This is a genomic window from Phenylobacterium sp. LjRoot219 (assembly GCF_964252995.1).
Taxonomy (GTDB): domain Bacteria; phylum Pseudomonadota; class Alphaproteobacteria; order Caulobacterales; family Caulobacteraceae; genus Phenylobacterium.
This window is the reverse complement of sequence record NZ_CAXUQI020000002.1, coordinates 303,008-329,651: the sequence shown is the minus strand read 5'-3', so window position 1 is coordinate 329,651 and position 26,644 is coordinate 303,008. Positions and strand designations below refer to the sequence as shown.

The window sequence follows — 26,644 nt, the reverse complement described above, 5'->3', positions numbered from 1 at the left end:
GGCCTTTCAACTGTCGGTCGCGGCCGCGCGTCCAGGGCCACCGGCTCGTGCGCCCGTCCGCGCCGAGCAAGCTGGAGATGAGCGCAAATGGCTTCGCAGCCGGACCTGCAGAAGATGGCGGACGAGCTCGCAATTCGCGCAGTGCTCGCGGAATACTGTCTTCGCCTGGAGGTCAATCCGTTCGAGGAGTGGATGGACCTGTTCACCGACGACACCGTCTACGAGGTGTATCGGCGGACCCTGCGCGGGCGGGCGGAGGTCGCCGGCATGCTGTCCAAGGCCCCGCACGGCCTGCATCTCGGCGGCGCGCTGCGCATCGAGCTGGACGGCGACAAGGCTGAGACCATCCAGAACTACCTGTTTATCAACGCCGAGACCCGCGAGTGGAACATGGGCTGGTACTATCGGACCCTGGCGCGCGTCGGCGACGACTGGAAGATCGCCCACACCGTCGTGAAGATGCAGAAGTAGCGCGTCGGGCGGCCAAAAAAAGAGACCCGCCGGTCTGCCGGCGGGCCAGAGGGGAGAAAAGGAAGAACGCCCGTACTGGGCAATCCCACTTTACGAATGCAATTCGCATGTGGCAATACATGAAGCGGAAATGCAGGCGCGCGCGAGGCCGGAATCCGACGCCAGCCGCGGGTCGCGCAGGGTGCTGAGAAGGGGCCGCCGCAGCGACGGCCAGCTCACGCCGCGCATATGGGCGGCGGAGATCGGCTCGCGGGTGCGCGAGCGGCGCCGCAGGTCCTGCGGCGCCTCCGGCTGACTTAGGCGGCGGCCTTGGCGGTCCGGGTGCGCTTGCGCGACGCGTCGGCCGGGGCTTCTTCCTTCGCGGCCGGTTCCGGCGGCTTCGCCGCCGCCTTCGGAGCCTTGGCGGTGCGGGCGCGCTTGGCCACGGCGGCTCCGAAGCGGCCGGTGATGAAGAAGTCGACCTTGGCTTCCAGCTCGGATTCCGCCGGGTGCGACGAGGCCCAGCCGGCGTAGACCAGCAGCGGCGCGGTGCCGAGGATCAGGTCGACGAACAGCACGGCGGAGGTCGCCGAGTCGCTCTGCGGCGCCAGCTTGCGCGCCACCAGCTCGTCGAACATCGAGGCGACGGCCTGACGGAAGTGCGCGAACGTCTTCTGGGTCAGGTTCATCATGAAGTCGGGGAAACGCCGGCTTTCGGCGATCGTCAGCCGCATCAGGTCGACCGACCGCGGCCGGAACGAGACGTCGCAGATGTAGCGGGCGATCTGCATGATGCCGTCATGCAGGGTCTCGGCTTCGCCGACCGACGGCGGGCGGAAGACCGCGCCGCTCTCGCGGGCGGTGACCACCTCCATGAAGATGGCCTCCTTGTCGCCGAAGTGCTGATAGAGCGTGCGGGTGGCGACCCCGGCGGCCTTGGCGATGTCGACCAGCGAGGTCGCCGCATAGCCGTGCTGCACGAACAGATCCGTCGCGACCTGCATGACCTTGGCCTTGCGCCGCTCGAGTTCGACCAGCGTCGGGCGGCCGGCGCGCTGCGGCTTCGGCCGCGCAGGCTTGCGGGCGTAGGGCCCGGGGCGTCCGGCGGCGGCGCGTGCTTTCGGGGTCTGGGATTTCATCAACGATCCGTAGCAGCGGTGTTCAGAATCTATGCGCTGAGCTTATTGCACTTCGCACGCTGTGGAAAATTCCTTTAGCGGCCTGCAGCGGCTTTCGTCGAGCCTAGATTGCGCTGAGCGCCCGCCAAAGCTCGGCGGGTGAGCGGCGGCTGCTGAAATTTAGTCCAGTATTCTCGGGCGGATGCGGCGGCAGAAGCTGGACATACTGTCCATTCTGAGTTCCTGGCGTAAAAAGAAATGCCCGACGTGGCTTGCATTAAGCCGGCCTGCGGCGGAGTTTCGCCAGGGCCGTATTCCGGGCCCCGACGGCGCAGAAGGGGATCGCCTTGAACACCGTTCTTGTGGTCGGCGCGACCGGCGTGGTCGGCGAAGCCGCGCTGGCGCACTTCGCCGCGAGCCCGGGCTGGACGCCGATCGCCGTCTCCCGGCGCCGCCCGGCCGCTTTGGGCGCGCTCCGGCATCTGCCGCTCGACCTGGCCGACCCGGAGGCCTGCCGCGCCGCCTGCGCCGAGCTGGGCGCGGTCAGCCACGTGGTCTACGCGGCGGTCGCCGAGAAGCCGGGGCTGGTCGCGGGCTGGCGCGACGCGGCGCAGATGCAGCTCAACCTACGCATGCTGCAGAACCTGCTGGGGCCGCTCAGCGAGGCCGCCCCGGGCCTGGCGCATGTCACCCTGCTGCAGGGCGCCAAGGCCTACGGCGCCCATGTCGGTCATCTGGCGCCGGTGCCGGCCCGCGAAACCGCGCCGCGCGATCCGCATGAGAACTTCTACTGGCTGCAGGAGGACTATATCCGCGAGCTGGCGGCGCGGCGCGGGTTCGCCTGGACGATCTTCCGGCCGGCCATCGTCGTCGGGGCGGCCTGGGGCGCGGCGATGAATCCGCTGCTGCCGCTGGGGGCCTATGCGGCGCTGCGGCGCGAGGAAGGCCAACCCTTCAGCTATCCGGGCGGGGTGTTGCAGATCTCGGAGATCGTCGGCGCCGACCTGCTGGCTGAGGCGTTCGCATGGGCCGGGACGGCGGGCGCGGCGCGCCACGAGACCTTCAACATCACCAACGGCGACGTGTTCGCCTGGCGCGACGCCTGGCCGGCGCTGGCGGCGGCGTTCGGCGTCGAGGCCGGCCCGGACGAACCGATGCGGCTGTCCGAATACCTGTCGGCCCGGGCGGCGCTGTGGGACGGCGTGGTCCGCCGCGAGGGCCTGCAGTCGCTCGCGCTCGACGCCTTCCTGGGTGAGAGCCACCACTACGCCGACGTGCTGCTGCGCCGGGACGTGGAGACGATCGGCCGGCCGACCCTGCTCAGCACGATCAAGCTGCGGCAGGCCGGGTTCGCCGGCTGCCGCGACAGCGTCGACTCGGTGCGCCGCTGGATCGGCGAGTTGCAGGCGCGAAAGCTGCTGCCGAAGCCCTAGCCGGCGAACAGCGCGTCCGGCACGCCGCGGACCCCGGCGTGCACCGCGTAGAGCCCGCCGTTGCGCTCGGCGCCGGCGACGCCGGGCAGGGTGATCGGCAGCCGGGTGGTGGTGACGTAGATGACGTCCAGGTCCGCCCCGCCGAACACCGGCTTGGTCGGGTTGGAGAACGGCAGCTCGACGATGCGGTCGAGCTGGCGGTCGGGGCGGTAGCGCCGAAGCTGGCCCTTGCCGACGACCGCCAGCCAGTAGCCGCCGTCGGCGTCGACGGTCGCGCCGTCGACGAAGCCTTCGCCGTCGCCGAGCTGCAGGAAGAGCCGCCGGTTGGACACCGCGCCGGACGCAGGGTCGAGGTCGAAGGCGTCGACCCGCTTGGTCGGCGAGTCCGAGGCGTAGAGCGTCCGGCCGTCGGGGCTGACCGCCAGGCCGTTGGCGACGCTGATCTGCGGGATCGCCGGGGTCAGCACCTCGCCGTCGAGCCGCAGGAAGGCGGCGTTCTGCGAGTTGCGGTTGGCCGGCGACCAGTCGTGGTCGTAGGCCCCGGTCCAGAACCGGCCCTGGCGGTCGCACAGGCACTCGTGCAGCATGACCTGGGGCGCCAGCGGCGAGGCGACCCGCAAGGCCAGCGCCCCGGTCGCCGGATCGAAGTCATAGAGGCCGTCGGCCAGCACCACGAGCGGCCGGCCGTCGGTCTTCAGCACCAGGCCGCCGACCCGCCGCGGCATCGGCCAGACCTGGTGGGCGCCGTCGGTGGGCCGCCAGCGGTGCAGCTCCGCCGGCTTCTCGCAGTTGATCCAGTAGAGCGCCTGTTCGGCGACCGACCACACCGGCGTCTCGCCCAGATGGTTGTCGGCCTCGAGGACCAGCTCCACGCGGGCGTCCGTTGCGGTCGTCATCAGCCGTGTCTCCGAAGAAGGGTTAGAGCCGGGTCAGGGCGCCGCCGATGCGCACATTGCCCATCGGCCCGAGGCCGAACAGGGCGCGCGTCTCGGCGTCCATGCCATCCTGGACTTCCGCCGGCAGGCTGGCGGTCCAGTTGGCCTGCTGGCGGATGAAGTCGCTGGAGTAGTAGGCGAACAGCATCCGCCGCCGCTCATTGGCGGTGACGTTCTGGCCGGAGGTGTGCCAGAGCCGGCCCTCCATGGCGATGAACGAGCCGGCGGGGGCCTCGAAGGCGCGGGTCCGCTCCATGGCGTCGGGCGGCACCTCGTCGAAGTCGCGGTACCGGTGGCTGCCCGGCAGATAGCGGGTCGCGCCATTGGCCGCGTGGACGTCGTCCAGGCACCAGATGACGTTCATCGCCCAGGAGTGCTGCCACGGCGGTGGCACGACCAGGGCCTGGTCGGAATGGAGCTTCATCGAGCCGGAGCCGGGCAGGGCGATGTTGGCGGTGAAGTTCGACACCAGGGCGTGCGGCCCCAGCACCTCCTCCACCGCTTCCAGCGCGGTTTCGTGCTTCAGCAGGTCGATGAACACCGGGTCGGCGGCCGGCAGGTTGTAGGCGCGGATGTTCGCCGCGTTGGGATCCAGCCGGCCGTCATGCGCCGCGCCCATCGCCTGGCGGGTCAGCTCGACCGCCCGGTCGAGACCGGCGCGGGCGCGCATCAGCTCGTCGCGCGAAAGCACGTCCGGAACGACGCAGAAGCCCTCGTCCTTCAGCTGCTGGCGCAAATGGTCGTGCATCAGCGTCTCGCCTTCACGGATGGAGGATGGCCGGCGCCGGCGGCAGGCCTGGCGTGGTCAGCGGCTCGCCGTCGGCGACGACATAGGCGCCGCCGCGGTCGAGGTATTCGTCGAGCCGGGCGATCCGCCCGTCGCGAAGCGTCACGAAGATGACGATCGGCCAGGCCCGGCGCACGCCGTCGGCGGTGCGCGCCACCATCAGATGCCGCTGGACATAGCCGTCGGCCAGGGCCTCGCGGCGGACGTCGACGAAGGCCCGCTCGGCGAAGTTGGCGATCAACTCGCGCCAGCCGTGGCTGACCGCCTCCAGCCCCAGCGGCAGCCGGTCGAAGTTGTGCCAGACGACGACGTCGGCGGTGCAGCAGGCTTGGGCGCCAGCCAGGTCGCCCCGCGCCAGCGCATCGAACAGCTGGTCGATGACGCCGCCCGGGCGCTCGACCTGGAGTGTCGCGGCGGTGCTCATGGCGTCAGCCGCGCACCGAGGGCGGCTTGGCCTCGCGCCAGTGCTGCACATTGGCGGCGACTGTCGCGGCGGCCTTCTCGTAGAAGGCCGGGTTCTTGGTCAGGTTGCGGAAGTCGAAGGTCCCGGCGTGGCGGAACTCCAGCACCTCCACCCCGTCCGGGCCCGGCCGGTACTGATAGGCGGCGTTCGCCGGGACGAAGAACGAATCCCCCGCCGCCAGCTCCTCGACACCCATCTGCAGCGAGCCGGCCAGCACGTAGTAGAGGCAGTCTGAATCGTGGCTGTGCAGCAGCAGCGGATAGTCCCGCTTCAGCCAGGCATGGGTCAGGCTGAAGCCGGGCAGGTCGACCAGCAGCTTGACCTGGTCGCCTTCCAGGTAGCCGGCCTGGACCAGGGTGCTGAGGCCGGCGCGTTGCTCGGCGGTCATCTCCGCCATTTTCATCGCGCCGATTTCCATGAGGCCCTGGGCCTCTGCGCCGCGGAAGACCTCGATCTTCTGGTCGCTCGCCATCTCTCGTTCTCCAAAATCTAAGCGCGGCGGAGTCAGGCGGCCTTGCCGATCACCACGGGCAGGGTGTTCCAGCCCCATTGGAAGCTGGAGGGCGGGCGGACCGCGTTCTCCATGTCGAAGCTGAACTCCGGCACCCGCCGCAGAAAGGCGTCGACCAGGATGCGGATCTCCAGCCGCGCCAGGTGCGTGCCGATGCAGAAGTGGACCCCGTGGCCGAAGGCCAGGGTGCGCGGGATGTGCCGGTTCCAGCGGAACTCGTCGGGCGCGTCGAACTCGTTCTCGTCGCGCAGCGCCGAGCCGACCAGGAAGAAGACCCGTTGGCCGGGCTCGATCTTCTGGCCGGCGACGGTGAGCGGCTTCTGCGCGGTGCGCATGAACCACTGGGCCGGGGCGCAGAAGCGGATCATTTCCTCGCAGACCAGCGGGATGTTGGTCTCCAGGTCGGCGCGCACCGCCGCCAGCTGCTCCGGCCGCTGCGAGAGTTCCATCAGCCCGTGCGCGACGATCTTCGGCACCGTCTCGATGCCGCCGATGAAGGCGCAGACCAGCTGCTGGGCGACCTGAGGCGCGGTCAGCGCGCGGCCGTTGTGGCGGTACTGGATCATGCCGTCGACCATCGGCACGCTGCCGTCGGCGCCGGCGTCGATCCGCGCCTGGACGTAGGGCAGGTAGAACTGAATCGCCTCTCGGGCGACCGCGCCGGAATCGAAGCCGCCGCTCTCGGGATCGGTGCGGGTCCCGGAATTGATGATGTTCAGCGAGTGCTCGGCCAGCTTCAGCGGCATGCCCATGAGGTGCATGAGCACGCTCGAGCTGACGAAGCCGCCATAGTCCTTGGTCAGGTTGAACCGGCCGGTCGGCAAAAGGGCGTCGAGCCGCGTCTCCGCCAGCTCGCGGATGAAATCCTTCAGCTTGCCGAGGTCGCGCGGCATCATCGGCTTGATATGCGCCCGGCGCACTTCGCCGTAGACCGGCATGCCGAGCCGCTGGGCCATCGGGAAGGGGTCGTCCGGCGGGATCGGCAGCGCGCCCTGGTTCTTCACGCGCAGCACGGCGGGCGTCGGCAGCGAGCCTTCGCTTTCCATCAGGCTGTTGTCAGAAATGGCCAGCATCTCCACGCAGTCCGCGAACCGGGTGAAGAAGAATCCGTCGTATTCTTCGCTGTAGTAGATCGGGTGGTCGCGCCGCAGCACCTTGTAGTAGGGGTGCGGATTGTTCATCACGGCCGGCGAGAACGGGTCGTATTCGAACTGACGCTCGACGGTTTCGCTCATGCCCGCCTTCCTCCGACACAACTTTCGTCGACTAATGCAACGATTGACGTGCATTGACTAGGCCCGCGGGGCCGCGGTGTCAATCGGACAGGGAGCTTGGGCCGCGCGGCCTGCAATTGACAGCGCAGACCGCTTCTCCGCATATAATGCGTCAGGTACGTTGCATTTGTCGCCGTGCTCGCCGCCTGGGGCGCCGCCTCGGGGCGGGCGGGCCGCGAGAGGGTGGAGCTAGCATGGACAAGGTGCGCGAGGCGGTGGCCGCGGGACGGCCGTCGTTCGGAGTCTGGGTGACCTTGCCCGACCCGATCAGCGTCGAGGTGATCGGCCGCGCCGGCTACGACTGCGCGATCCTCGACACCCAGCACGGCGGGATCACCTGGGACAACCTCTTGCCGGCGATCCAGGCGCTGGACCTCAGCGCCACGCGGGCCGTGGTCCGGGTCGGCGGGACCGACCAGGTGCAGATCATGCGCGCGCTGGACCTCGGCGCGCTCGGCGTGATCGTGCCGATGGTGTCGACCGCCGCCCAGGCCCGCGTCGCCGCTGAGGCGATGCGCTATCCGCCCCATGGGATCCGTTCGTTCGGACCGGTGCGGAACTATTACGGGGTCCAGCCGGTCAGCTTCGAGCCGCTGTGCCTGGTGATGATCGAGACCGCGGAAGGCCTGGCCAACGTCGAGGCGATCGCCGCGACGCCGGGCGTCGACGGCCTGTTCGTCGGCCCGGTCGACCTGGCGCTCAGCCTCGGGCTCGGCCCGCAACTGCAGATGGGTCCGGAAGTGCTCGCGGCGATCGACCGGGTCGTCGCCGCCTGCCGCGCGCACGGCAAGATCAGCGGCAGCGCCAGCCTGGGGCTGGCCAACGCCGGCGACCTCGCCGCCCGCGGCGTGCAGTTCATCGCCCAGGGGGCTGACGTCGGCTTCATCCGCCGCGCGGCGGCCGAGGAGCTCGAGAAGCTGCGCGCGCTGCGGCTGGCCGAGTGACGGCGCGGCCGGCGCCGGGCGACCGGATCGAAACACCCGCTACGGAGACGGCCAGATGACTCAGGTGATGAAGGGCTTCCGGATCCTGGAGGTGGCGCAGTTCACCTTCGTGCCGGCGGCGGGCGCGGTGCTGGCCGACTGGGGCGCGGACGTCATCAAGATCGAGCATCCGGTGCGCGGCGACACCCAGCGCGGCTTCCTCCACGTCACCGGGCAGAAGACCAACCCGAACCGCTTCACCCTGATGGAGCACCCCAACCGCGGCAAGCGCAGCGTCGGCCTCGACGTGTCGAAACCGGAAGGCCAGGAACTGCTCTACGAGATCGCCAAGACCGCCGACGTCTTCCTGACCAACTATCTGCCGGCGGCCCGGCAGAAGCATAAGTTCGACATCGAGCACATCCGCGCGGCCAATCCGAACATCATCTACGCCCGCGGCAGCGCCTTCGGCGACAAGGGGGCCGAGCGCGAGGCCGGCGGCTTCGACGGCACGGCGTTCTGGACCCGCTCGGGCGTCGGACTGGCGTTCTCGCCGGCGGAGCTCGGCACGCCGATGAGCCAGGCGATTCCCGCGTTCGGCGACTCGATCGGCGGGATGAACATCGCCGGCGGCATCTGCGCGGCGCTGCTGCATCGCGAACGCACCGGCCAGGCCGTCGAACTCGACGTCTCGCTGCTCTCGACCGCCTGGTGGGCGGCCGGGGCCGGCATCGCCCAGGCCATGGAGACCGGGGTGCCGCCGCGCGCGCGGGCCGGCGTTGTGGGCGGCTCGCCGAACAATCCGTTCCTCGGCAACTTCACGACCTCGGACGGCGGCACGATCAATCTGTGCATCCTGACGCCTGGCCCCTACATCCGCGACACCTTCGCCCATCTCGGGCTTCCCGAGGCGGCCGAGGACCCGCGGTTCGCCACCGCCGAGGCCCTGATGGCCAACTGGGCCGATGCCAGCGGGTTGCTGGTGGCGGCGTTCGGCAAGCGGCCGTTCGCCTACTGGCGCGAGCACCTGAGGACCATGAAGGGCCAGTGGGCCCCGTTCCAGAGCCTGCTGGACTTCGCGTCCGACGCGCAGGCGCTGGCCAACGACATGATTGTCGAAGTCGACGCCGTCGACGGCAGCGGCCCGATCAAGCTGGTGCGGCCGCCGATCCAGTTCGATCACGCGCCGATCCACACCACCCGGATGCCCCAGGCCTCGGAGCATACCGAGACCTTCCTGCTCGAGGATCTCGGCCTGGAGTGGGCGCGGATCGAGAGCCTGAAAGCCGCCGGTGCGATCGCCTGATCGTCGCCCGCCTCATCGGAATGCACGTGAGGGATTGCATTTAGAACGGCGCGCTCTAGAACCAAATGGAAGTGAGTTGGTTCAAGGTTCGACATGCCCGACGATCTGATGGCGCGCAAAGCGGGTCCGGCGCTCCTCACGTTCACTCCGGAAGAGACGGAGATCATGAACGCCGCCGGCAGCCTGGCTTCGGAACTGCTGCCGCTGGCGCGGCTGCACGGGCCGGACGCGCTCGACCTGACCAGTGCGGCGCGCGACGCCCTGGGCGAGCTGGGCTGGTTCGGCCTGGCGCTGGCCGAGAACCTCGGCGGATCGGGCCTGTCGGCCGTCGAGCAGGCGGTGTTCTTCCGCGAAATGGGCCGGCAGTGCGCCCCGGTCGACATCCTCACCCAGTCGCTGGCCGCGCAGGTCGCGACCGACGACGCGCTGCGCGGGGCGATCCTCGCCGGCCGCGAGCCGGTGGCGCTCGCCGTCGCCGAGGCGGCGGGAGTGCGCCTGATCGGCGCGCCGGCCGCCCGGCTGGCGTTGCTGGCGGACTCCGCCCAGGCGACGCTGTTCGACATCGGCGAGGCGCCGACCGAGACCCGCAGCGGGCTCGATCCGGCGACCACGCTGCGCGTGGCCGGTCGCCTCGACAAGGTGGTCGCGCAGCGCGAGACCGAAGAGGTCTGGGACCTCGGCCAGCTCGGCGCGGCGGCCATGCTGGTCGGCATCGCCGAGGCGGCGCTCGACCTCACCGTCGAATACGCCAAGGTGCGCGAAACCTTCGGCAAGAAGATCGGCGCCTACCAGGCGGTGCGCCACCCTTGCGCCGACATGGCCGTCCGGGTCGAGGCGGCGCGCTCGCAGCTCTGGTTCGCCGCCGCGGCGCTGAAGGGCGCGCGGTCCGACGCCCGCGCCCACCTTATGGCGGCCAAGCACCTCGCCAACGAGGCGGCCCTGGCCAACGCCGACGTCAGCATCCAGCTGCACGGCGGCATCGGCGTCACCGACGAGCACAACGCCCACCTGCTGTTGAAGCGCTCCCTGCTGCTGGGCCGGCTGTTCGGCGCCAAGCGGTCGCTGCTGGAGCAGCTTCTGCACGCCAAGCTGGCGGACTAGGCTACGGCGAGAGAGTTGAACGTGGGCGCAGACCTTGAAGCCGCTCTGGCCGGCGTCGTCGGCCGCGACCAGCTCTTTGTCGGCGAGGCGATCGGCGAGCACTACCGCGTCGACATCTCCCGCCGCTACAGCTCGAAGCCAGCGTTCCTGGCGCGGCCGGCCTCGACCGAACAGGTGGCCGCGATCATCAAGCTCGCCGCGGCCCACGACCTGCCGGTCACCGTGGTCGGCGGGCAGACCGGCACGGTGGGCGGCGCGGTGCCCGCCGACGGCGGCCTGGCGCTGTCGCTCGAGCGCATGAACCGCATCGTCGAGATCGATCCGCTGTCGATGACCATGACGGTGGAGGCCGGCTGCATCCTGCAGCTCGCCCAGGAGGCGGCCGAGGCGCAGCAGACCTTCCTGCCGCTCGATCTCGGCTCGCGCGGTTCGGCCACCATCGGCGGGACGATCGCCGCCAACGCCGGCGGCAACCGGGTGCTGCGCTGGGGGATGATGCGCGACATGGTCCTCGGCCTCGAGGCGGTGCTGGCCGACGGGACCGTCGTGTCCTCGCTGTCGAAGATGCTGAAGGACAACGCCGGCTACAACTGGAAGCACCTGCTGATCGGCAGCGAGGGCACCCTGGGCGTGGTCACCCGCGCGGTGCTGCGCCTGCGTCCTGCGCCGTCCACCCGGCAGACCGCGCTGGTGGCGATGGGCTCGTTCGAGGACGCGGTCCGCGCCCTGCACCGGCTCGACGTCGGCCTGTCCGGGCGGCTGTCCTCGTTCGAGCTGATGTGGCGCGACTTCTTCGCGCGGATGACCGAAGCCCAGCTCGACCGCCGGCCGCGGCCGATGGCGCTCGACCACCCGATCTATGCGCTGGTCGAGGCGATGGGCGGCGATCCGGAGGGCGACGCGGCGCAGTTCGAACGCGTGCTCGCCGGCCTGCTGGAGGACGGGTTGCTGACCGACGCGGTGATCGCCCAGTCCGAGCGCGAAGCCGACGCGCTCTGGGCCCCGCGTGACGACATGCAGGGCGGGCTGGCGCCGCTCCGCCCGTTCGTCGCCTACGACGTCAGCATGGGCCTGGGCGACATGCCGCGGTTCGTGACCCAGGCGGAAAGCCAGCTGAAGGCGGCGTTCCCGCAGGCGGTGATCCTGTTCTACGGCCATGCCGGCGACAGCAACCTGCATGCGGTGCTCAGCGTCGGCGAGATGAACCCGCAGATCCAGCGGGCGCTCGACGAGATCGTCTACGGCGCGGTGCGCGAGGTGAACGGCTCGATCGCCGCCGAGCATGGCATCGGCGTGTCGCGCGCCCGTTTCCTGCCCTGGACGCGGACGCCCGCCGAGCTGGACCTGATGCGCACGCTGAAGGCGGCGCTGGACCCGCGCGACATCCTCAACCGCGGCAAGCTGCTCGACGCGCTCGACGCGCCGGCTGCGGCGGCGGACGGCGGCTAGCCGCCGAACCGCCTGTTGAGGTCTCCCAGGCCCTCGACGCCGGCCGCGAAGGCGGACGCCTCGCCGGTTTTCAGGAAGCTCGCGACCGCCTTGGCGACGGTGGCGTAGGCGGCCCTGAACGGCGCCGTGCCCGAGCTCACCCGCCGCACGCCCAGGGCCTGCAGCTTCGCCGCGTCCGGCAGGCCGGGCAGCAGCATGATGTTCAGCGGCAGTCTGATCGCCGCCGCCAGCCGGCCGATCAGGGTCTCGTCCTTCGGGCCGGGCACGAAGATCCCGTCGGCGCCGGCGGCGCGATAGAGGTCGGCGCGGCGGACGGCCTCGTCATAGGCCGCCTCGCCCTCGGCCAGGCGCAGCAGGAAGACGTCGGCGCGCGCGTTGATGAAGAGCCGTGCGCCCTCGGCGTCGGCGGCCTTGCGCGCGGCCTCGAGCTTGCGCGCGTGCAGGTCCGGCGCCCGCCGGCCGTCCTCCAGGTTGATGCCGACGGCGCCAGCGCCGATCACCATCCGGATGGTCTCGCCGAGTTCGCCCAGGTCGTCGGTGTAGCCGCCCTCGATGTCGGCGGTTACCGGCACGGGGGAGGCCCGGGCCACGGTGTCGATCGTCGCCAGCACCTTGGCGAGCGGCAGGGCGTCGCCGTCCGCATAGCCGTGCGCCCAAGCCACCGCGGCCGAGGAGGTGGCCACCGCCCGGGCGCCCGCGTCGGCCATGATCGCGGCGCTGGCCGCGTCCCACGCATTGGGCAGGATCAGGATGTCGTCGCCGGCGTGCAACGCGGCGAAGGCGTCGGCCTTGCTTCGTTGGTCCATGGTCTGTTCCTTCTGTCAGATCTGGGGGAGTCCCCCCGGCGACGAAGAGTTCAATGGCCTTGATGTAGCAGGCGGAAGCCGCCGTACCGCCTGCGTGGGCTTATCCTGCAGCCTCTCCGGCGGCCTTGGCCCGCTTGGCCGCCTGCTCGGCCAGATCGATGCAGGTCTGCAGCGCATGCGCCGGGTTCAGCTCCAGGATCCGGCTGGGCTCCTCATAGATCAGCACGTGGCCCGCCGGGAAGAAGCAGACCTCGCCGGTCTCGGCGATCTCGTCCGGCCAATTGGTGTTCGGGTAGCGCGCCCGAACCCGGCCTTCGAAGATGTAGAAGTAGTGCGGGCACTGGCAGACCCCGCCGGGATAGCCGCCGGTGAGGTACTGCTCGGTGCAGTCCAGCGGGTGATCGATCGAGGTGTAGCCGACCTCCATGTCGCCCCACTGCACGGACCGAAAGTGGCCCTTGGGAATTCCCGGCCAACGTTCGTTCCCGTCCGGAAGATCCTCGGGTCGGCAGTGTGGCATGGTCATCTCCTTGCATCGACGTTCGCCGGCGCGGCCGGCGTTCAGGACAGCGCCATCTCGCTGGCTGGGGCGGTCGCGCCCGCGGCGCTGCGGCCGCGGATCAGGTCGGCCGCCTTTTCCGCCAGCATCATCACCGGGGCGTTGGTGTTGGCCGAGTTGAGCAACGGCATGACCGAGGCGTCGCAGACCCGCAGGCCCTGCACGCCGCGCACCGCGAGGCCCAGGTCGACGACCGAGCCCTCGTCGGCGCCCATGCGGCAGGTGCCGACCGGATGGAAGCCGATGGTCGCGGTGCGCCGGACCAGCGCCTCCCATTCGGCGTCGTCGGCCGGCGATGTCTCCGGGTGGTTGAAGCCGACCAGGTGCTTGGCCATGGCCGGCGCGGCGAAGATCCGCTCGGCCTGTTTCAGCCCGTCGATCAGCCGGCGCAGATCGTCCTCGTGCCCGAACAGCCGGTGATCGATCACCGGCTTGTCGGCCGCCGCGGCGCTGCGGAGACGGATCTCACCGCGGCTCTGCGGCCGCGACAGCCCGGTGAACACCGAGAAGCCCGGCTGCTTGTGCATGCCGCGGGTCTTCAGGTCCGTGCAGAAGGGCGCGAACGACAGCTTGATGTCCGGCCGGTCGAGCTCTGGACGGCTGCGGATGAAGGCCATCGCCTGGACCGCCGCCGAGGTCATGATCCCGCGCCGGGCGAGCGCGAACTGGGCGAGGTGCAGGGCCAGCTGGCCGGGCCCGAGCATGGCGTTGTAGGTCGGCAGATCCACCAGCCGGCTGAGCGCGAAGCTCGGATGTTCCTGCAGGTTGCGGCCGACGCCGGGCGCATCGCGCAGCACCGGCAGCCCCATGTCCTGCAGATGTTGGCCGGGGCCGACGCCGGAGCGCAGCAGGATCGCCGGCGACATCACCGAGCCGGCCGCGAGGATCACCTCGCGCCGCGCCGACAAGGTCCGGGCCGCGCCGTCCACCAGGACGCGGACGCCGGTGGCGCGGCCGTTCTCGAACTCAACCCGGTCGGCCAGGGCGCCAGTGATCACCTTGAGGTTCCGTCGGCCCAGCGCCGGCTCGAGATAGCCGCGCGCCGCGCTCCAGCGCTCGCCGTTTTTCTGCGTCGCCAGCATGTCGAAGACGCCGTCCTGGTCGCCGGCGCAGTAGTCTTCGAGCCGGCGGACCCCGCTCTGCGCGCAGGCCTCGACGAACGCCCGGGTGATCGGATGGGTGATGCGCAGCGGCGAGACCGCCAGCGGCCCGCCGCGGCCGTGGCTGGCCATCGGCGAGCCCTGGAAGTCCTCCGACCGCTTGAAATAGGGCAGGACGTCGTCCCAGCCCCAGCCGGCGCAGCCGGCCTCGATCCAGGCGTCGAACTCGCGCCGTTCGCCGCGGACATAGACCATGCCGTTGATCGCCGAGCCGCCGCCGAGCGCCCGGCCGCCGTTCCACATCACCTGCCGTCCGCCGAGCGTCGGATCCGGCTCGGTCACGTGCATCCAGTCGGCCTGCGGCTTGCCCAGCATGGTGTAGGAGCCGGTCGGCATGCGGAACAGGAAGCCGTGGCTCGGGCCGCCGGCCTCGACCAGCAGCACCGTGCAGGCGGGGTCTTCCGACAGGCGGTTGGCGAGCACGCAGCCGGCGCTGCCGCCGCCGATGATGATGTAGTCGGCCGTTTCCATGGTGTCGCGGCTCAGCGAAGCCGGACCGGCACGGCGGTCATGCCGCGGCCTTCCAGGGCGCCGACCAGCTGCGGCGCCGGCGCGTCTGGATCCAGCCGCAGGTTGGGGAACTCGTCGAGGAAGGCGTTGAGCGACACCACCATCTCGGCCTTGGCGCCGTTCATGCCCAGGCACTGGTGCGGGCCGATGCTGAAGCCCAGGTGGCTCTGGAACGGCCGCAGCAGGTCGTAGTCGTCGGCATTGTCCCACCGCGCCGGGTCGCGGTTGGCCGCGCCCAGGCAGATGTCGAGGACCACGCCGGCCGGGACCTCGACCCCGTCCAGCACCGTGTCGCAGGTGACCAGCCGCGAGAAATAGGGGTCGGTCGGGTTCCAGCGGGCGGCCTCGTCGATCGCCGCCTCCATCAGCCCGCGGTCGGCGCGCAGCGCTTCGAGCTGCTGCGGCCGGCTGAGCAGCGCCCACAGGGTGATCCCCAGCTGCCGCCAGGTCGTGCCGCCGCCGGCCAGGATGATCAGCCGGCAGTTGGACATGATCTCCTGGTCGGTCAGCGGCCGCCGCGAGCCGTCCTCCTGCTCGAGCTCAGTGGCGATCAGCCCGGAGATCACGTCGTCGCCGGGGGTTTCGCGGCGGCGCCGCACGGTCGCGCCGAGCAGGTCGTCGATGGTCTTCGAGGCCTGCATCGCCGCTTCGGGCGTTGGACCGCCTTGGCCCATCATCGTCTGCAGGGCGGTGCGGAAGGCCAGCGCGTCCTCGCCCTCCAGGCCGACGCCGCGGGTGACGGTGTGCACCGGCATGCGCGCGCAGAACTGCAGGTTCAGATCGGCTCGCTCCTGGTCCTTGAGGCTCTGGATCAGGTTGCGGACGATGTCGTCGATCCAGCGTTCGCGCCACCAGCTGAACGCCTTCGGCTTGAGGAACATCGGCTGAAGCGTCGCGCGGTAGCGGCGATGCTCCGGGCCGACCATCTGCAGGATGGTCTTGCCGCCAAAGCCCGCCTGCACCCCGGGCATGTCCTCGTAGAGCCGCGAGGAGAAGGTCTCGTTGTCGCGGAAGGCGGTGTTGCAGGCCTCGAACGACAGCGCCGTGTAGCCGGCGCGCGGGGTGGCGAACTTCTTGTGGTGCTCGGGGATGTCGAGCAGTTCGCGCAGATAGCCCTTCTGCACCGGCGCTTCGCTGCGCAGCCGGTGGAAGTGCTGGTTCATGTCGTCTTCGAGGATGTAGCCGCCCTGCAGCGCCTCGGTCCGGACGTCGAACAGTTCCTTGTAGCGCGGATCGTCCGCGGTGACGGCGTCGGACATGGCGGCCTCCCAATCTCGTTGGGTGCAATTCGACATGCGATATGCATTTCTGCAATAGCGAATTTTGGCAGATGCGCTGCGGACCGATGCGGCGGTCGGGGCCACGGGCCCCGTTCCCGCTTTCGGGGTGGGGCGGGGGCGGACGCGCATCCGCGACGCGACCTCGGCGTTTGTTGATCGGCGGCTGCGGACCACGTCGATCCGCCCTGCGTTTGGCTCGGCGGTGTGAGTGAAGGAGTCTGCTCATGTACGGAGCTGTGCGGCGCTACGAAGGGATCACCGACAATGCCGAAGCCGGTCGTCTCGTGGGTGAGAGCTTCGTCGCCCTCCTCGAACACGTCCCCGGTTTCATCGGCTATTACTGGATCGACGGCGGCAACGGCGTGATGGCCTCTCTGAGCCTTTTCGAGAGCCAGGAGGGAGCGGACAAGTCGGTCGAGATCGCGCACGCGTGGGTGGCCGAGAACGCGCCGACGCTCTTTCCAAACCCACCGCGGGTCACAGAAGGGCCTGTGGTGGCGAGCGCCACGGCGTGAATTGTTTCTAGGCGCTGAGGCGAACGCCCCGCGTCCTCCGGACGATTGGTCACCTAAGGCGCAGCCCGCGCGGATAACGGTTCACCGTCGCGCGCCCTCAGCCCCGCGGCTTCAATGGCCGTAGACAGCCATCATGAACACGATCGCCGCGGCGGTGATCCAGATCACGGAGTTGACGAGCATCCGCAGCAAGCCCCGCTCGTGCTCGTCGGTCGTTCCGAGCCGGTCGGCGAGCACGTTGCCCGGAACGAGGAAGATGGCCTTCAGCACATGCATGTCCGCAGATCCCACGCCGCGCCTCCACTCGGGCAGCTTGTCGTCAGCGTGCGCCTCCTGTGGGCGGCGGGGTATTCCGGTACGCTACCTAGGCGGCGTGATCAGGTGGGGACGTAGGTCAACCTGATCGCGCCCTCGCCGATCAGGTCGTTGGCCACGAGGCGGAGGGGCGGCCTGGGCCCGGCGAAGAACGGCTTGCCGCGGCCGAGCACAACGGGATGGAGGTAGATTCGAAACTCATCAATGAGACCGAGGTCGGCCAGGCTTTGCGCAAGCTCGGGTCCGCCAACCTGGATCTCGCCGGCGAGTTCAGCCTTCAGCCCGCGTATCACCGCCTCGACGTCATCCCCGACGAGCGTGGCGTTGGGGCCGACCGACTTCAACGAGCGCGACACGACCCACTTCGGCTGGCGCCGCCACGCCGCCGCGAAGTCGCGTTCCGCCGCGTCCCACGCAGGATCGTCTTCGTCCCAGTAGCGCATGACCTCGTACAGGCGGCGGCCATACACACTGCCCGTCTGCTCGCGCGCCTGCTCGACGAAGTGCCGAAAAAGCGCGGGACCAGGCGCAAACTCCATGTGGTCGACGTAACCGTCCAAGGACTGGTTCATTCCAAAGACGAGCTTCGCCATGCTGCAAGTCTCCACCTCAGGTTCTGCAGAATAGCTTGGGCCGGCGCTGCGGGGAAATGAGGCCGGGCGCAATCTGCCCGCCAGGAGTCCGCCCCTCGGGCTCCTCCGCGCTACGGCATCTTCGACAGCACGTCGGCGGCGAACCGCTCGGCGGTGTCGCACCATTCCGAAAGATCCCGCCCGCCGAGGTTGGCGGCGACGACGGAGACGCCGAGCGCCTGCATCTTGCCGGCCCGCTCGAGCAGCATCTCGGGGCTGTCGCCCGGGCTGTTGAAGCTGCCGAGGATGACTTCCGGCGGCCGCTCGCGACCGAACTGCTCGGAGTAGGCGCGCAGGTAGGCGATGCCCTCGGCGAGGTCGCCTTCGTTGCTCATCTCGGCGGTGCGGCTGGTCGCCGCCAGCGTCGAGTTGGCGGTGTAGTAGGGGTTCCAGGCGTCGCCGAGCTCGACGGCCCGGCGGATCGCCCGCTTGGCGTTGCCGCCGATCAGCAGCGGCGGGTGCGGCTGCTGCAGCGGCCGCGGCAGGATGCGGTTGCCGAGCGCCTGGTAGCCGGAGCCCTCGAAGGTGAACTCGTCGGCGGTCCAGGCGGCCTTCAGCGCGCGCAGGTATTCGTCGGTCAGCTCGTTGCGCCGCTCGAAGTCGACGCCGAGCGCCTTGTACTCGCCCTTCATGTAGCCGGCGCCGATGCCTAAGCTGACCCGCCCGCCGGAGAAGACATCGAGGGTCGCCACCGAACGGGCGGTGATGAACGGGTTGCGGTAGGGCAGCACCAGGATGCCGGTCTGCAGCCGGATGGTCCGCGTCGCCGCGGCGATCAGCGAGAGGATGACGAACGGATCCTGGGCGTGGTGCCCGCCGGCGTCCAGCCAGCGGCCGGTCGGAACCGGGTGGTCGGTGACCAGGCAGCTGTGGAAGCCGAGGCGCTCGGCCAGGGTCGCGACCCTGATCACCGCGTCGAGCGTGATGAACTCGTTCCCGGCGTCGAGCCGGTCGAACGGCATCGTCACATTGACCTTCATGGGCGTTCCTTCCTGTCCGAGCGTCCCGCCGGCTGCGCGGCGTCAGTCCTGCTTCTTGCCGCCGATGCCGGCGACGTGGTCGGCCGAAAGCTTCTGGTAGGCCGGCAGCAGCATGAGGGCGCTGTTGGCCAGCCGCTCGATGTGGCGGCCCTGATCGCGGCCGACCTCGCTGGTCAGCTCGATGGCCAGCTTGGCCGTGCCCATCTGCTCGCCGTTCTGCTTCGTCAGGTGGCGGCAGAAGGCCATCACCTCATCTTCAAACGTCTCGTCCGGGTAGACCTTGTGGACCAGGCCCATGGTCAGCGCCTCCTGGGCGTCGGCCGGCAGGTTGGCCATCACCAGCAGCCGCGCCCAGTGCGGGCCGACGATCCGCGTGAGCCGGCTCACCCCGTTGGAGGCCGGCAGCACGCCGAACAGGCCTTCCGGGAAGGCGTAGCTGGCGCTCCTGGCCGCCAGCCGGAAGTCGCAGGACAGCGACATCTCCAGCCCGCCGCCGACGCAGGTCGCGTGGTGGGCGACGACGATCGGCTTCTCGATGTGCTCCATCTCGTCGTAGATCCGGTGCATGCCGCGGATCCCGAGGCGGTGCATCTCGCGGATGCCGCTGCCGCTGGTGGGGAAGGGCTCGCCCTTGGCCGCCGACTCCTTGAGGTCGGCGCCGGCGCAGAAATAGCGGCCGGTGGCGCGGATCAGCATCACCTTCAGCTCCGGCGTGTCGCGGAACTCGAGCAGGGCCTGTTCGAAGCGCTCCATCATCGGGTCGGTGATCGCGTTGAGCTTCTCCGGCCGGTTCAGGGTGGCGATCAGCACGCCGTCCTGGCGGTCGACGAGCAGGTGCGGGGCGTCGCTCATGGGGGATTCTCGCAAGTCGCGCCGGGGACGGCCCGGCTCGGCGGCGAAGTCTAGGGCGTGCGCGCGGGTAATTGCAATGATGTACGATCAATCTTATATGCGTAGGCGCTATCCGCGCCGCCGGGGCTGACCTAGGCTTCGCAACGCTGTCGACGGGCGCTTGCATCGTCCCGGCGGCCAGGGAGGAAAGATGGCCACCTACTATTATCTGGTGCTCGGCAAGGCGACGCCCGGCAACGAGGAAGCCTTCCAGCAATGGTACGACGACCAGCACCTGGCCGACTGCGTCGCGGTGCCAGGCGTGAAGTCGGCCAAGCGCTTCCGCATCGTCAACGGCGTCGGCCTGGGCACAGTGATCCAGGAGCCCGACTTCAACTCCTTCGCCATCTACGAGATGGAGACCGACGACCCGGTCGCCGTCGCCCGCGAGCTGCGCCTGCGGGCCGGCACCGAGGTGATGCCGCTGAGTGCGGCCTGCGACCGCGACGCCTCAGTCAAATACATCGCCCTGGCCGCCGGCGCGTGCGCCCGGGACGACCAGAACTAACTGCAAATAGCCGTCTGCGCGGCCGGAGGAGGCCTAGCCCATGCAAATGAACGACATGGTCATCGTCAGCGTCGACGACCACATCACCGAGCCGGGCGACGTGTTCGATCGCCAGCTGTCCGGCGACGCCCTGGCGACCGCGCCGAAGCTGCGGGAGCAGGCCGACGGCACCAACTACTGGGAATACCAGGGGATCAAGATCCCCTCGGTGGCGCTGAACGCCGTCGTCGGCCGGCCGCGTGAGGAATACGGCATGGAGCCGACCGCGCTCGAGCAGCTGCGGGCCGGCTGCTACGACGTGCACGCGCGGATCGACGACATGAACGTCAACGGCATCGCCGGCTCGCTGAACTTCCCGAGCTTCGCCGGCATCGACGGCGGCATGTTCGTCGGCGCGCCGGACAAGGATCAGGCGCTGGTCCACCTGCGCGCCTACAACGACTGGCACATCGACGAGTGGTGCGGCGCCCATCCGGGCCGCTTCATCCCCTGCGGCATTGTTCCGCTGTGGGACGCCGAAGCCGCCGCCGCCGAGGTCCGGCGGCTGGTCGCCAAGGGCTGCTACGCGATCAGCTTCAACGACAACCCGACCAAGCGCGGCCTGCCCAGCATCCACAGCGACAGCTGGGAGCCGCTGTGGAAGGCGGTGGCAGACACCGACGCGACGCTGTGTCTGCACATCGGCGTCGGCAATGTCTCGCCGCACCCGTCGATGGAGTCGCCGATCGAGGTGAACATCACCACCATGCCGATGGCGGTGGCGTTCGGCACAGCCGACTGGATGAACCTGGCGGCGCTGAACCGCTATCCGAACCTGAAGATCGCGCTGTCGGAATCCGGCATCGGCTGGATCCCCTATCTGCTGGAGCGGGCCGACTACAGCCACGAGCAGCACAAGGCCTGGACCCATTCCGAAAGCTATCTCAAGGGCCTGAAGCCCAGCGAGGTGTTCGCCCGGCACTTCTACAGCTGCTTCATCGATGACGCCTACGGCCTGCGCAACATCGACCTGATTGGCGAAGACCGGGTCTGCTACGAGGTCGACTATCCGCACTCCGACACGCCTTGGCCGCACGCGCCGGAGATCCTGTGGAAGTCGATCCAGCAGCTGAGCGACGCCCAGATCGACAAGGTCACCCACCTGAACGCGATGAAGCTGTTCAACTACGACCCCTTCAAGCACCACAGCCGTGCGGACCTCAGCGTCGCCGGCCTGCGCGCCCAGGCGGCAACCAAGGGCGTCGACACCTCGATCCGCTCGGGGGGCGGGGCCGCGCCGCTGGCCGCGGGCGAGAGCCGGCGGCCGGTCACCTCCGGCGACGTCATCGGCATGTTCAGCAAGCACGCGGACGCCGCCTAGGCTCTGAGACCATTGAGCCGCGCGGCGCCTGTGCGTCGCGCGGCCGCCTTACGGAACCCGGACCACCGCGCAGCCGTCGAGCCGCGCCCACGGGCTGCGGCCGCCGCGGATGGCGTCCTGGTGGCGGTCGATGGCCTGGTGCAGCTCGGCCAGCAGGCGGCCGGCCAGCGAGCCGCCGAGATCGCGCCGCCAGGCGAGGCTCAACGACAGCTCCATCTCGAACTTTGGCAGCGGACGGAAGACCAGCGCGCCGGCCGGCGTCGACAGCAGGGTCGAGGCCGGCGTCAGGCAGGCCCCGCCGCTGACCGTGGTCAGCTCGATCTGCTCCTCGTGGCTGTGCGTCAGCTGGGCGATCGCCGGCTCCAGCCCATGCAGCCGACATTGCTGCAGCAGCGCGTCGTGGCTGTCGCCGTTGTCGGACCGCGACAGCCAGACCAGCGGCTCGCCCGACAGCACGGCGAGGTCCGCCGCCCCGGGCTGCGCCAGCCGATGGCTGGGGTGCGCCGCCAGGACGTAGCGCTCGCGATGGATCAGGCGCTCGTCGAAGGCTTCGGCGCCGATGCGCCGCTCGAACAGCAGGGTCATGTCCAGCCGCCCCTCGACCAGCGCGTGGGCCAGTTCGGGGGAAAGGCCGCGGACGAAGGCCAGGCCGCCGGTCGGCTCGCCGGCGCGCCAGGCCGCCGTCGCCTCCTGCAGAAAGGCGTACTTGCGCGAGGTGTGGACGAGGCCGAGGCGGACGCCTTCCTCGTGCTCGCGGCCGATGCGCCGGGCGCGCTGCGCCGCCTCGTCGAGGCCGGCCAGCAGCGCCAGGGCGTCACGGTAGAAGGCGGCGCCGGCCGGCGTGGCGGTGACGCCGCGCACCCCGCGGGTGAGCAGCTCGCAGCCGAGGTCGGCTTCGAGGTCGCGGATGCGCCGCGACAGCGCCGGCTGGGCGACGTGCATCCGCTGCGCCGCGCCTTGCAGCGAGCCCTCCTCGACCGCGGCGGTGAAATAGCGCAGATGCCGGATATCCATGCCGATAGGATATGCCGATCCGGCATACCACCATCAACCCCATCGGCAATTGTGAGGGCCCGGCGCGAGGCGGATGCTTCTGCTGTCGTCGGACGAAGAGAAGCGCGCGAACGCGCGCCGGGCCGGCGGAGGAGACGCTCGGCATGGCGGCAGGGTTCCAGGTTTCGCCCTTGGGCGACGCGGCGTTCGGGGCGACGGTCAGCGGCCTGATGCTCGCCCAGCTGGGCGACGCCGAGGTCCGGCGGGCGCTGAACGCGCTGTGGGTCGACCGCGGCGTGCTGCTGTTTCGCGACGGCGAGGACTCGCCGGCCATGCAGGTCGAGCTCAGCAACTGCTTCGGGCCGCTGGAGCGCCACGTCTATCCGGAGACCTGGGCCGAGGGGCATCCGGAGCTGGTGAAGATCAAATACTACCCGGAGGACGGCACCTGCTACGAGGTCCATGGCGAGCGCCTCGGCGGCTGGCTCGGGTGGCATTCGGACCTCGTCTACACCGACACCATCAACCGCGGCGGAATCCTGCGGCCGATCCAGCTGCCGACGCGCGGCGGCCGCACCGGCTTCATCGACCAGATCCCCGCCTACGAGCGCCTGCCCGAGCAGCTGAAGGCCCGGATCGAAGGCCTGCACGTGGTCTACGAGATGGACCTCAACATGGCGAACCATAAGTTCGGCGCGCCCGAGGACCTCCGGTTCGTCCGCGGCGCGCAGTCGTTCCTGAAGATCATGCGCCGGCAGTACCAGTACCCGCGCACACTGCATCCGATGGTCTATGTGCAGCAGGAGACCGGCCGGAAGGTGCTGAACGTCTCGCCGAGCTTCGCGGTCGGGATCTACGAGCTCGGTGGGCCGGACGGCGACGCCTTGCTGGCCGAGGTGATCGCCTGCTGCACCGCGCCTGCGAACGCCTATTTCCATGACTGGCGCTACGGCGACATGGTGCTCTGGGACAACTGGCGCACCCTGCATTGCGCCACCGGCGTGCCGGCCGACGAGACCCGGGTCATGCACCGCACCACCATCGCCGGCGACTACGCCCTCGGTCGCAAGCTCGAGGGCGGCGAGGGGCTGCCGAAGATCGATGTCTGACGGCCGCAACCACGAGGTGAGATGATGTCAGAGCCGGCATTCGACCTGGTCGTCCGCAACGGCGCCGTGCTCGACGGCTCCGGCGACGAGGCCCGCGAGGTCGACGTCGGGGTGCGCGACGGCGTGATCGCCGCGGTCGGCCGCGGGCTCGGCCGCGGCGGCGAGGAGATCGACGCCGCCGGCCGACTCGTGACGCCCGGGTTCGTCGACATCCACACCCACTACGACGGCCAGGTCACCTGGGAGCAGCGCCTGCAGCCGTCCTCGGGCCATGGCGTCACCACCGTGGTGATGGGCAACTGCGGCGTCGGCTTCGCGCCGGCCCGGCCCGCCGACCACCACCTGATGATCAAGCTCATGGAGGGGGTGGAGGACATCCCCGAGGTGGTGATGGCCGATGGCGTGCCGTGGAACTGGGAGACCTTCCCGGAATATCTGGACGCGCTCGCCCAGCGCCGGGCCGACATCGATTTCGCCGCCCAGCTGCCGCACAACCCGCTGCGGGTCTATGTGATGGGCGAGCGCGGGGCCGCCTGCGAGCCGCCGACCGCGGCCGATCTGGCCGAGATGCGCCGGCTCACCGCCGAGGCGATCTCGGCGGGCGCGCTCGGGGTCTCGACGACGCGCAACCTCGCCCACCGCTTCCGCGACGGCCGGCTGGCGCCGACGGTCTCGACCGAGGAACAGGAGATCCTCGCCCTGGCCGAAGGGCTGCGCGACGCCGGCGCCGGCGTGTTCGAGATCCTCACCGACCAGCGCCGCACGGGCGCCGAGCAGATGGCGCTACTGCGGGCCATCGCCCAGACGTCGGGCAGGCCGGTTTCGTTCAGCCTGCTGCAGACCTCGGACAATCCTCAGGCCTGGCGCGACATCCTGCCGGAGCTCGAGGCGGCGCATCGCGACGGGCTGGCGATCCGCGGCCAGGTGATTCCCCGCCCGGTCGGCATGCTGATCGGCCTCGACCTGTCGCTGCACCCCTTCGCCTTCCACCCGAGCTTCCGGGCGATCGAGCACCTGTCGCTGGCCGGCAAGGTGGCGGCGTTGCGCGATCCCGACATTCGCCGGCGGCTGCTGGCCGAGCAGTCCGACGACCCGCATGCCTTCTTCAAGAGCGTCGTCGACGACCTCGACTGGCTGTTCCCGCTCGGCGATCCGCCCAACTACCACCCGGCCCGGGAGGACAGCATCGCCCAGCGCGCCCGCGCCGCCGGCCTGGATCCGCGCCAGGTGATCTACGACGAACTGCTGAAGGACGAGGGACGCGCCGTGCTCTACCGGCCCTCCGCCAACCGCGAAGGCGACCGTTTCGAGAGCGCCGGCGAGCACTTCCTGAAGCATCCGCACACCGTGCTGGGGCTTGGCGACGGCGGGGCGCACTACGGCATGATCTGCGACGCCGCCTTTCCGACCTATCTGCTGACCCACTGGACGCGCCATCCGGACCCGGCCAAGCGGCTGGCGCTGCCGGTGGCGATCCGGATGCTGACCTCCGACCCGGCCGAGGCGGTCGGCCTCGGCGATCGCGGGCGCATCGCCCCGGGCTTCAAGGCCGATCTCAACGTCATCGACATCGATCGCCTGCGGCTGCATGCGCCGCGCACCGCCTACGACCTGCCGGCCGGCGGCCGGCGGTTGACCCAGAGGGCCTGCGGCTACGACGCCACCATCGTCTCGGGCGAAGTCACCTACCGCCACGGCGAGGCGACGGCCGCGCTGCCGGGCCGGCTGGTGCGCGGCGCGCGCCCTGGTCGCGGCTGACCCGCACGCGCGGCCTTGCCTCGCGCCATATTCAACGCAATGATCCTGTTGCAATAATAACGGGAGGAGGGCCGCCGATGGGACAGGTCTTTGCAGCGCCGAAGTCGGCGGACTCGATGCTGGACGCCGTGCCGTTCAAGGTCACCAACCCGCAGCGGATCCCCGCCGAGCGATACTACGACCCGGCCTTCTTCGAGCTGGAGCGCGAACGGCTGTGGCCGCGGGTCTGGCAGATGGCCTGCCGGCTGGAGGAGATCCCCGAGGTCGGCGACTGGGTCGAGTACAAGATCCTCGACCAGTCGGTGATTGTCGTGCGCACCGCCGGCGGGGTGAAGGCCTTCCACAACGCCTGCCGCCACCGCGGCGTGAAGCTGGCCAACGGCCACGGCAACTGCGAGGTCCAGGGCTTCAACTGCCCGTTCCACGGCTGGCGCTGGAACATCGACGGCGAGAACACCTTCGTCTTCGCCCGGCAGGTGTTCGACGAGGAGAACCTCGATCCGGCCGAATTGAACCTGGTTCCCTGCCGCGTGGAGCTGTGGGGCGGCTGCGCCTTCATCAACTTCGACGACGACGCCCCGCCGCTGCTCGAGACCATCCAGCCGCTGGCCGACCGGCTCGACCCGCGCAAGGTCGAGAAGCTGCGCGTCGAGTGGTGGCACTCGGCCATCCTGCCGACCAACTGGAAGCTGGCGATGGAGGCCTTCATGGAAGGCTACCACGTCATGCGCACCCATCCGCAGTTGCAGGAGGCCAATCCGCCGCTGCCCGGCTACGACCGCTATGCGCCGACCCCGGCCGGCGGGCCCGCGCCGCTGCCGGCGTCGGTGACGGTGAAGAAGCTGATCGAGATGTCGATCAACTGGAACGCGGTGCTGAGCGAGGGCATGGCCGGCATGGTCCACGCCAACGACGTGGCGATCATGAACGACCTGAAGGACCGGATCGAGCTGCCGGACGATCCGATGGCGGCGATGGGGGTATGGCACCAGGCGCTGAACGCCGAGATCACCCAGCAGAACCGCGCGCGCGGGGTGGACTTCCCGGACCTCAACGACCTGCCGTACGCCTCGGCGGTGCAGTTCCTGTTCCCGCACTATTTCATGCTGCCGCTGTTCGGCAACATGTCGGCCTACCGCATCCGCCCCCTCGGCCCGGAGACCTGCCTGTTCGAGATCTGGTCGCTGGTGCTCTACCCCGAGGACGAGGTGCGCGAGCGGCCGGTGGCGCCGACGCCGATGCGCCACGACGACGAGCGCTTCCCGCCGATCCCGCAGCAGGACTACAGCAACCTGCCGCTGCAGCAGGAAGGCCTGCACGCCAAGGGCTTCGAGTACATGCGCCTGTCGAAGACCGTCGAAGGGATGATCAGCAACTACCAGCGGGTGATCGACGGCTTCCTCGGCGGGGTCGACGACGACAGGCTGGCGAAGGGCATCCAGGTCGCCTCCGGCGAACTCGACGACCCGATCAAGGACATCGGCTTCTGAAGCGAGCTTCGGCCGGCGCAGACGCCGC

At 69.9% G+C, this 26,644-nt stretch carries 27 protein-coding genes; 12 read left to right on the top strand and 15 right to left on the bottom strand.

The annotated features are described in order from the left end of the window. The first annotated feature begins 87 nt into the window (after nucleotides 1-87). On the top strand, nucleotides 88-471 hold the full coding sequence (locus ACSQ14_RS19530; protein WP_436015906.1) for a nuclear transport factor 2 family protein: 384 nt from the start codon (nucleotides 88-90) through the stop codon (nucleotides 469-471). Nucleotides 472-767: 296 nt separating this feature from the next. Here ACSQ14_RS19530 and ACSQ14_RS19525 read toward each other — a convergent pair whose 3' ends face one another. Further along, nucleotides 768-1,589, bottom strand: a complete 822-nt coding sequence (locus tag ACSQ14_RS19525; protein WP_436015905.1) for a TetR/AcrR family transcriptional regulator — start codon at nucleotides 1,587-1,589, stop codon at nucleotides 768-770. 326 nt (nucleotides 1,590-1,915) lie between these two features. Between ACSQ14_RS19525 and ACSQ14_RS19520 the strand changes: the two genes are divergently transcribed. Continuing rightward, entirely contained in the window at nucleotides 1,916-3,001 is a 1,086-nt protein-coding gene (locus ACSQ14_RS19520; protein WP_436015904.1) for an SDR family oxidoreductase, read from the top strand. On the opposite strand, the gene ACSQ14_RS19515 is transcribed toward ACSQ14_RS19520, so the two are convergent. From ACSQ14_RS19515 to ACSQ14_RS19495, 5 genes are read right to left on the bottom strand one after another with little or no spacing between them, the layout of a single operon-like run. Further along, nucleotides 2,998-3,897, bottom strand: coding sequence for an SMP-30/gluconolactonase/LRE family protein (locus ACSQ14_RS19515; RefSeq protein WP_436015903.1), 900 nt, complete (start codon nucleotides 3,895-3,897; stop codon nucleotides 2,998-3,000). The two genes, ACSQ14_RS19520 and ACSQ14_RS19515, sit on opposite strands and share 4 nt — an antisense overlap. A 22-nt stretch (nucleotides 3,898-3,919) precedes the next feature. After that, the gene (locus ACSQ14_RS19510) at nucleotides 3,920-4,684 is read right to left on the bottom strand and encodes a phytanoyl-CoA dioxygenase family protein (protein ID WP_436015902.1); all 765 of its coding nucleotides are present in this window, start codon (nucleotides 4,682-4,684) and stop codon (nucleotides 3,920-3,922) included. A 13-nt stretch (nucleotides 4,685-4,697) separates the two neighbouring features. Then, complete coding sequence (locus tag ACSQ14_RS19505) at nucleotides 4,698-5,147, bottom strand: nuclear transport factor 2 family protein (RefSeq protein ID WP_436015901.1); 450 nt, start codon at nucleotides 5,145-5,147, stop codon at nucleotides 4,698-4,700. Between the two features lie 4 nt (nucleotides 5,148-5,151). Further along, nucleotides 5,152-5,658 (bottom strand): cupin domain-containing protein, encoded by a 507-nt coding sequence (locus tag ACSQ14_RS19500; RefSeq protein WP_436015900.1) that lies wholly within the window; start codon nucleotides 5,656-5,658, stop codon nucleotides 5,152-5,154. 32 nt (nucleotides 5,659-5,690) lie between these two features. Beyond that, a complete protein-coding gene (locus ACSQ14_RS19495; protein WP_436015899.1) occupies nucleotides 5,691-6,932 on the bottom strand; it encodes a cytochrome P450 in 1,242 nt (413 codons plus the stop codon). A 233-nt stretch (nucleotides 6,933-7,165) separates the two neighbouring features. Between ACSQ14_RS19495 and ACSQ14_RS19490 the strand changes: the two genes are divergently transcribed. The 4 genes from ACSQ14_RS19490 (at nucleotide 7,166) to ACSQ14_RS19475 (ending at nucleotide 11,750) form a co-directional block, all read left to right on the top strand. Next, a complete protein-coding gene (locus tag ACSQ14_RS19490; RefSeq protein ID WP_436015898.1) occupies nucleotides 7,166-7,915 on the top strand; it encodes an HpcH/HpaI aldolase family protein in 750 nt (249 codons plus the stop codon). Between the two features lie 55 nt (nucleotides 7,916-7,970). Further along, nucleotides 7,971-9,200 carry a CaiB/BaiF CoA transferase family protein gene (locus tag ACSQ14_RS19485; protein WP_436015897.1) on the top strand — a complete coding sequence of 410 codons (1,230 nt, stop codon included), beginning with the start codon at nucleotides 7,971-7,973 and terminating at the stop codon, nucleotides 9,198-9,200. A gap of 93 nt (nucleotides 9,201-9,293) precedes the next feature. Further along, nucleotides 9,294-10,301 (top strand): acyl-CoA dehydrogenase family protein, encoded by a 1,008-nt coding sequence (locus ACSQ14_RS19480; RefSeq protein ID WP_436015896.1) that lies wholly within the window; start codon nucleotides 9,294-9,296, stop codon nucleotides 10,299-10,301. Nucleotides 10,302-10,322: 21 nt separating this feature from the next. Next, entirely contained in the window at nucleotides 10,323-11,750 is a 1,428-nt protein-coding gene (locus tag ACSQ14_RS19475) for an FAD-binding oxidoreductase (protein WP_436015895.1), read from the top strand. Here the strand turns inward: ACSQ14_RS19475 and ACSQ14_RS19470 are convergent. From ACSQ14_RS19470 to ACSQ14_RS19455, 4 genes are all read right to left on the bottom strand, one after another. Continuing rightward, nucleotides 11,747-12,556, bottom strand: a complete 810-nt coding sequence (locus ACSQ14_RS19470; RefSeq protein WP_436015894.1) for an isocitrate lyase/PEP mutase family protein — start codon at nucleotides 12,554-12,556, stop codon at nucleotides 11,747-11,749. The two genes, ACSQ14_RS19475 and ACSQ14_RS19470, sit on opposite strands and share 4 nt — an antisense overlap. A 100-nt stretch (nucleotides 12,557-12,656) precedes the next feature. Beyond that, complete coding sequence (locus ACSQ14_RS19465; protein WP_436015893.1) at nucleotides 12,657-13,076, bottom strand: hypothetical protein; 420 nt, start codon at nucleotides 13,074-13,076, stop codon at nucleotides 12,657-12,659. Between the two features lie 41 nt (nucleotides 13,077-13,117). Continuing rightward, nucleotides 13,118-14,746: a GMC family oxidoreductase gene (locus ACSQ14_RS19460; RefSeq protein ID WP_436015892.1), complete on the bottom strand. Its 1,629-nt coding sequence runs from the start codon at nucleotides 14,744-14,746 to the stop codon at nucleotides 13,118-13,120. An 11-nt stretch (nucleotides 14,747-14,757) separates the two neighbouring features. Continuing rightward, the gene (locus ACSQ14_RS19455; protein ID WP_436015891.1) at nucleotides 14,758-16,044 is read right to left on the bottom strand and encodes a cytochrome P450; all 1,287 of its coding nucleotides are present in this window, start codon (nucleotides 16,042-16,044) and stop codon (nucleotides 14,758-14,760) included. 245 nt (nucleotides 16,045-16,289) lie between these two features. Between ACSQ14_RS19455 and ACSQ14_RS19450 the strand changes: the two genes are divergently transcribed. Further along, nucleotides 16,290-16,580 (top strand): hypothetical protein, encoded by a 291-nt coding sequence (locus ACSQ14_RS19450; protein WP_436015890.1) that lies wholly within the window; start codon nucleotides 16,290-16,292, stop codon nucleotides 16,578-16,580. Nucleotides 16,581-16,691: 111 nt separating this feature from the next. Here ACSQ14_RS19450 and ACSQ14_RS19445 read toward each other — a convergent pair whose 3' ends face one another. The 4 genes from ACSQ14_RS19445 to ACSQ14_RS19430 all read right to left on the bottom strand — a co-directional run bounded on the left by ACSQ14_RS19445 (nucleotide 16,692) and on the right by ACSQ14_RS19430 (nucleotide 19,359). Beyond that, nucleotides 16,692-16,871 (bottom strand): hypothetical protein, encoded by a 180-nt coding sequence (locus tag ACSQ14_RS19445; protein WP_436015889.1) that lies wholly within the window; start codon nucleotides 16,869-16,871, stop codon nucleotides 16,692-16,694. An 86-nt stretch (nucleotides 16,872-16,957) separates the two neighbouring features. Beyond that, entirely contained in the window at nucleotides 16,958-17,488 is a 531-nt protein-coding gene (locus tag ACSQ14_RS19440) for a dihydrofolate reductase family protein (protein WP_436015888.1), read from the bottom strand. A gap of 110 nt (nucleotides 17,489-17,598) precedes the next feature. Continuing rightward, entirely contained in the window at nucleotides 17,599-18,507 is a 909-nt protein-coding gene (locus ACSQ14_RS19435; protein WP_436015887.1) for an LLM class F420-dependent oxidoreductase, read from the bottom strand. A gap of 42 nt (nucleotides 18,508-18,549) precedes the next feature. Further along, nucleotides 18,550-19,359 carry an enoyl-CoA hydratase/isomerase family protein gene (locus ACSQ14_RS19430; protein WP_436015886.1) on the bottom strand — a complete coding sequence of 270 codons (810 nt, stop codon included), beginning with the start codon at nucleotides 19,357-19,359 and terminating at the stop codon, nucleotides 18,550-18,552. A 190-nt stretch (nucleotides 19,360-19,549) separates the two neighbouring features. Between ACSQ14_RS19430 and ACSQ14_RS19425 the strand changes: the two genes are divergently transcribed. Beyond that, nucleotides 19,550-19,906: a hypothetical protein gene (locus ACSQ14_RS19425; protein ID WP_436015885.1), complete on the top strand. Its 357-nt coding sequence runs from the start codon at nucleotides 19,550-19,552 to the stop codon at nucleotides 19,904-19,906. A 40-nt stretch (nucleotides 19,907-19,946) separates the two neighbouring features. Beyond that, complete coding sequence (locus ACSQ14_RS19420; RefSeq protein ID WP_436015884.1) at nucleotides 19,947-21,266, top strand: amidohydrolase family protein; 1,320 nt, start codon at nucleotides 19,947-19,949, stop codon at nucleotides 21,264-21,266. 48 nt (nucleotides 21,267-21,314) lie between these two features. Here the strand turns inward: ACSQ14_RS19420 and ACSQ14_RS19415 are convergent, their stop codons facing one another. Then, entirely contained in the window at nucleotides 21,315-22,280 is a 966-nt protein-coding gene (locus tag ACSQ14_RS19415) for a LysR family transcriptional regulator (RefSeq protein WP_436015883.1), read from the bottom strand. 143 nt (nucleotides 22,281-22,423) lie between these two features. Here ACSQ14_RS19415 and ACSQ14_RS19410 point away from each other — a divergent pair, with 143 nt between their 5' ends. The 3 genes from ACSQ14_RS19410 (at nucleotide 22,424) to ACSQ14_RS19400 (ending at nucleotide 26,616) form a co-directional block, all read left to right on the top strand. Continuing rightward, the gene (locus tag ACSQ14_RS19410; protein ID WP_436015882.1) at nucleotides 22,424-23,368 is read left to right on the top strand and encodes a TauD/TfdA dioxygenase family protein; all 945 of its coding nucleotides are present in this window, start codon (nucleotides 22,424-22,426) and stop codon (nucleotides 23,366-23,368) included. Between the two features lie 24 nt (nucleotides 23,369-23,392). Continuing rightward, entirely contained in the window at nucleotides 23,393-25,126 is a 1,734-nt protein-coding gene (locus tag ACSQ14_RS19405; RefSeq protein WP_436015881.1) for an N-acyl-D-amino-acid deacylase family protein, read from the top strand. Between the two features lie 77 nt (nucleotides 25,127-25,203). Then, on the top strand, nucleotides 25,204-26,616 hold the full coding sequence (locus tag ACSQ14_RS19400) for an aromatic ring-hydroxylating oxygenase subunit alpha (protein WP_436015880.1): 1,413 nt from the start codon (nucleotides 25,204-25,206) through the stop codon (nucleotides 26,614-26,616). Nucleotides 26,617-26,644: the final 28 nt, after the last annotated feature.